Raw genomic sequence first — 4,983 nt, 5'->3', positions numbered from 1 at the left:
TTCCCAAAAAAGACACCCCCCCCCCCCCCCCCCCCCCGCCCCCCCCCCCCCCCCCCCCCCCCCCCCCCCCCCCCCCCCCCCGCCGGGCGGGGCTACCGCCGCTCGTAGACGACCGTCACGGGCGCGTGGTCGCTCCACCGCTCGCCGTGCGTCGCGGCCCGCTCGACCCACGCCTTCACGGCGCGGGCGGCGAGGGACGGGGTCGCCATCTGGTAGTCGATCCGCCAGCCGGCGTCGTTGTCGAAGGCGCGGCCCCGGTAGGACCACCAGGAGTACGGGCCCTCGACGTCCGGGTGCAGGGCGCGCACCACGTCCACGTACGCGGCCTCCTCCAGGACGCGGGTCAGCCAGGCGCGCTCCTCGGGCAGGAAGCCGGAGCTCCTGCGGTTGGCCTTCCAGTTCTTCAGGTCGGCCTCCCGGTGCGCGATGTTCCAGTCGCCGCAGACCACGACCTCGCGGCCGTCCGCCGCCGCCCGCTCCCTCAGCCCCCGGAGGTAGGGCAGGAAGGCGGCCATGAACCGCTCCTTCTCCTCCTGCCGCTCGGTGCCGACCTCGCCGGAGGGCAGGTACAGGCTGGCGACGGTGAGTCCGGGGAGGTCGATCTCCGCGTACCGGCCGCTCGCGTCGAACTCCTCCGCTCCGGGCACGCCGTACCCGCCGAAGCCGATCTGGACCCGCTCGGGCGCCTTCCGGGAGTAGAGCGCGACCCCGGCGCGCCCCTTGGCGGCGGCGGGCGCGTGCACCGTGTGCCAGCCCTCGGGCGTGCCGACCTCGGCGGGGAGCTGGCTCAGCTCCGCCCGCACTTCCTGGAGGCAGACCACGTCGGCCTCGGACCCGGCCAGCCACGGGCCGAAGCCCTTCTTGGCGGCGGCGCGGAGCCCATTAACATTCACGGAGGTAATGACGGTGAGCATCAGACGACAGTACCCACTCCACCCCTACGCGTAGATGTGCGATGCCCAGCATGATGATTCAGACCCGGTCGTTCGACCACCCCGACGCCGTCAAACTCAACGACCAGGTGCAGCTCGAGTACATCGAGCGCTACGGCGACGGGGGCGATCTCACACCGCTGGACCCCTCGATGTTCCAGCCGCCGCGCGGTCTGTACCTGCTCGCCTACGACGAGCGGGACCGCCCGGTCGGCAGCGGCGGCTGGCGGACCCAGAACCGCAACGCGGAGGGCTACCAGGACGGCGACGCCGAGATCAAGCGGATGTACGTCGTCCCCGAGGGGCGCGGCCGGGGCCTGGCGCGGCGGCTGCTCGCCGCCCTGGAGGAGGACGCGCGGGCCGCCGGGCGGACCCGGATGGTCCTGGAGACCGGCGACCAGCAGCCGGAGGCCGTCGCGCTGTACACGTCGAGCGGCTACACGGTGTGCGAGAAGTTCGGCTACTACCGGACGTACGACAGCAGCATCTGCATGGCCAAGCCGCTCCACCGCCCGGCCGGCGCGAGCTGACGGGGCGGGCCGGCGCGGCGGCTCGGGCCTCCGGCCGGGCGCGAGCCGACGGCCGCCGGACGAGGGCCCAGACGCCCGGACGCCGCGTGGCCGGGGGCTCAGGCGTCCGGACGCCGGACCGGGGCTCAGACACCTCCGGACGCCGGACCGGGGGCTCAGGCGTCCGGTCGCCGCGTGGCCGGGGCGTCCGCGGCGAGCACCAGCAGGACGTGCTCCTCCTCCCCCTCCCCCACCGTCCCGACCGCCTCGAACCCGCACCTCTCCAGCAGCCGCACCGAGCCGGTGTTCCCCACGGCCGGGTCCGCGTGGAGCGGGCGGACCGGCTCCAACTCCAGGAACGCGGTCAGCGCCGCGGTGCCGATGCCGCGCCCCCAGTACGGGCGGCCGAACCAGTAGCCGACGAAGCGCCGCTCCCCGTCCCACCAGGCCACGACGTTCCCCGCCGGCTCGCCGTCCACCACGACCGTCTGCACGAGCACCGTGGGGTCCCCCAGCACCCTCCTCGCCCAGTGCGCCATGAACGCCTCCCTCGGCCGAGGCGTGAACCCCGACCTGCGCACGGCCTCCGGATCGTGCTCGTAGGCCAAGAACGCCTCCAGGTCGGCCTGCTCGACATCCCTCAACCGCACGGTGGTCCCCATGCCGGCCGAGTCTGGCACCCGCCACTGACACCGCTCCCGGTGCGCGGGTCCGGGCCGAGGCCGTTCAGCGGTCGAAGTACGCCTGCGCCGCCCGCGTCCGGTACAGCAGCATCCCGACGACCAGCACCACCGCGGCGGCCCCGAAGCCGGCCATCCGCAGACGCCACTCGGGGGAATCCGGATCCCACACGAACACCACTCCTCGGACCAGGGCCAGTACGCACAGGGCCAGCAGGGGCCGGTACGTGAAGAGGACCGCCGACGCCCCGAAGTCCGCCCCGCGGACCGCCCCGATCCCGCCCGCCAGGACGACCAGGCCGAACAGGAGCCCCACGCAGCAGACGAACAGGCCGACGACCCCGCCGATGACCCGGTTGTCCTGGGGCGGGGCGTCCTGCATCCACACCCACGTCGTGTGCGTGAGGGAGAGCAGCCAGCCCGTCATCACCGCGCCGACCAGCAGCGCGTGCACGATGAACGCGGTGGCCGCGAGCGGGCGGCGCGGGGCGCGCGCCGGGGACGCGGGCCGCCGGGCCCCGGCGCCCTGAGCCGGGGCGCCTCGGTCGTGGGGATCGCGGGGAACGGGACTGGTCACACCTTCTCCTCGGGTCGCGCCGTGCCGATTGCCGACGCCTTACCCGACTCCCCCGCCCGGCGGTCGGTTCCGGCCGGTCAGCCCCGGACCCCGGCGGCCAGCGCCCGCAGCGCCTCCAGCAGGGTCCGCACCCCGAACCCGGTGGCCCCGTGGGGCACCTCGCCGTGCGCCGGCTCGTCGTTCCACACCGGCGCCGCCACGTCCAGGTGCGCCCAGCGTGTGCCGGGGGACACGAAGTCGGCCAGGAACAGCGCCGCCTGCACGGGATCGCCCCGGCGGTGCGAGCAGTTGACGCGGTCGGCGACGGCCGAGCGCAGGTGCCGCCGCTCGTGCGCGAGCAGCGGCAGCCGCCACAGCCCCTCCCCGGCCCGGAGCCCGGCCGCCACCAGGAGGTCGGCCAGCGCGTCGTCGGGGGAGAAGACGGCCCCCGTCCGCGTCCCCAGGGCGTGGGCGGTCGCCGAGGTGAGCGTGGCCACGTCGATCACGGCGTCGGCGCGGCCCGGCTCGCTCGCCAGCGACAGCACGTCGGCGAGCAGGACCCGGCCCTCGTTGTCCGTGTGCGTGACCTCGGTGGTGGTCCCGTCGCGGTGGCGCACCACGTCCCCGACGCGCAGCGCGCCGCCGTCCGGCATGTTCTCGGCCAGCGGCAGGTGGGCGCGGACCCGCAGCGGCAGCCCGAGGCGGGGAAGCGCCAGCACCGCGCCGACGACGGCCGCCGCGCCGCCCATGTCGGCCTTCATCGTGTGCAGTTCGCCGGAGGGTTTGAGGGACACCCCGCCGGAGTCGAACGTGACGCCCTTGCCGACCAGGGCCACGGTGAGCGCGGCGGGCCCCTCGGGCTCGTGGACGACTTCGACGTACCGCGGGGGCTCCGATGACCCCTGGCCGACGGCGACCAGGCCCGCCAGCCCCAGCCGCTCCAGTCCGGCCCCCCGGTGGACGGCGGCGGCGAGCCCGGCCCGTTCGGCGGCCGCGGCGATCCGGTCGGCGAAGACGGCCGGGGTCAGTTCGCAGGCCGGGGCGTTGACGAGGTCGCGGGCCAGGCAGGTGCCGTCGGCCGCGGCCAGCGCCTCCGCGAGGGCGGCCGGGTCCGCGCCCGTGATCCGGACCTCGGCCGGGGGCGGCAGCCCCCGCGCGGACCGGTGGGCGTCGTACCGGTACAGGGCCAGCCGCGCGCCCTCGGCGACCGCGCGGACCCGGTCGTCCGGCGCGCGGCGTTCGCCGGCCGGGAGCGCCAGGTCCATGCGGACGGTCCGGGCCGGCCCGATGGCTCGGGCGGCCACGGCGGCCGCCTCCCGCAGGACGGACGGGGTGAGCGCGTCGGCGGGCCCCAGGCCGACGTTGAGGAGGACGCCGCGACCGTCCTCGGCCGGTTCGGCCACCACCTGCCCGGCGCGGGCGAGGAAGCCGCGTCTGCGGGCGAAGGCGCTCGCCCCGGCGGCGGAGTGCCAGGGGCGGACGACGACGTCGGCGGGCTCCTCCGGCGTCCCGGCGCGGAAGGCGGTCACGGCGTCACCCCCCGGTCAGGCCCGCTCGTAGCGGGCGGCGGCGTCGCGGGTCAGCAGCCCCTCGTCGACGAGCGCCCGGCGCAGGCTGACCCAGTCGTCCAGCCAGCCGCCGCAGATGGCGTTCACCTTGGGCTCGTCGTAGGCCACGCCCTTCTCGAAGGACTCGGCGACCACCGTCAGCACCCGGCGGCGGACCTTCGCCTCGCCGGGGATGGAGGCCAGGCGTCCCTTGCGGAAGTACGCGCCGGCGCCGTCCCCCCCGCCCCGGCCGGTCAACCGCGCCTCTTCGCGCACCGCCAGCCGGAAGGTGTCGTCGATGAGGCGGTAGGCGCCCCGCTCCGGGTCGTGGGAGGCGATCCGGCCCTCGGTCAGCTTCTGCAGCGCCATCGCGGCGGCGGTGGGCCGCAGCCCGGTCCGCTCGGCCACCTCGGCCGCGGTGGTCGCGCCCAGCGCGAGGGCGGCGTAGGCGGAGCGGCGGTCCTCCTGCGCGAGCAGCCCGACCAGGTCGCGGCAGGACGGCGGGCGGGCCTGCTCCCCGGCGGCGGACCCGTCGGCGGCGGCGTCCCGCTCGGAGGCGGCTGCGGAGGAGGCGGATCGCGGAGTGTCGGTGGCAGTCAACGGCTCTCTCTGTTCTCTGGTCGTCGGCTCGTGCGGGCCCGCCGCGCCCGGCCCCCGCCCCGGAGCGCCCGCCGGGGGGGGGGGGGGGGGGGGGGGGGGGAGGGGGGGGGGGAGGGGAGGGAGGGGGGGGAGGGGGGGACGCAGACGACCTGCCCCCGT

The 4,983-nt window shown here is 76.6% G+C and carries 6 protein-coding genes; 1 reads left to right on the top strand and 5 read right to left on the bottom strand.

From position 1 onward, the window contains the following. Nucleotides 1-92: 92 nt before the first annotated feature. Nucleotides 93-914 carry an exodeoxyribonuclease III gene (locus tag ACZ6EJ_RS19095; protein ID WP_469268478.1) on the bottom strand — a complete coding sequence of 274 codons (822 nt, stop codon included), beginning with the start codon at nt 912-914 and terminating at the stop codon, nt 93-95. 50 nt (nt 915-964) lie between these two features. On the opposite strand from ACZ6EJ_RS19095, the gene ACZ6EJ_RS19090 reads away from it, so the two are divergent. Next, nucleotides 965-1,462, top strand: coding sequence for a GNAT family N-acetyltransferase (locus ACZ6EJ_RS19090; protein ID WP_469268476.1), 498 nt, complete (start codon nt 965-967; stop codon nt 1,460-1,462). 155 nt (nt 1,463-1,617) lie between these two features. On the opposite strand, the gene ACZ6EJ_RS19085 is transcribed toward ACZ6EJ_RS19090, so the two are convergent. The 4 genes from ACZ6EJ_RS19085 to ACZ6EJ_RS19070 form a co-directional block, all read right to left on the bottom strand. Continuing rightward, the gene (locus tag ACZ6EJ_RS19085; RefSeq protein ID WP_469268475.1) at nt 1,618-2,103 is read right to left on the bottom strand and encodes a GNAT family N-acetyltransferase; all 486 of its coding nucleotides are present in this window, start codon (nt 2,101-2,103) and stop codon (nt 1,618-1,620) included. A gap of 64 nt (nt 2,104-2,167) precedes the next feature. Continuing rightward, nucleotides 2,168-2,698, bottom strand: a complete 531-nt coding sequence (locus ACZ6EJ_RS19080; RefSeq protein WP_469268473.1) for a hypothetical protein — start codon at nt 2,696-2,698, stop codon at nt 2,168-2,170. Nucleotides 2,699-2,775: 77 nt separating this feature from the next. Beyond that, the gene (locus ACZ6EJ_RS19075; protein ID WP_469268472.1) at nt 2,776-4,206 is read right to left on the bottom strand and encodes a leucyl aminopeptidase family protein; all 1,431 of its coding nucleotides are present in this window, start codon (nt 4,204-4,206) and stop codon (nt 2,776-2,778) included. 15 nt (nt 4,207-4,221) lie between these two features. After that, nucleotides 4,222-4,710, bottom strand: coding sequence for a DUF2087 domain-containing protein (locus tag ACZ6EJ_RS19070; protein ID WP_469268552.1), 489 nt, complete (start codon nt 4,708-4,710; stop codon nt 4,222-4,224). Nucleotides 4,711-4,983: the final 273 nt, after the last annotated feature.

It is taken from the genome of Streptomyces sp. NPDC041970, assembly GCF_055588985.1.
Note: the sequence above shows the minus strand (reverse complement) of the source record. Positions and strands in the feature narration are given on the sequence as shown.

Coding starts and splice junctions, on each gene's coding strand:
- ACZ6EJ_RS19090 (WP_469268476.1), top strand. CDS start 965: ATGATGATTCAGACCCGGTCGTTCGACCACCCCGACGCCGTCAAACTC.
- ACZ6EJ_RS19085 (WP_469268475.1), bottom strand. CDS start 2,103: ATGGGGACCACCGTGCGGTTGAGGGATGTCGAGCAGGCCGACCTGGAG.
- ACZ6EJ_RS19095 (WP_469268478.1), bottom strand. CDS start 914: ATGCTCACCGTCATTACCTCCGTGAATGTTAATGGGCTCCGCGCCGCC.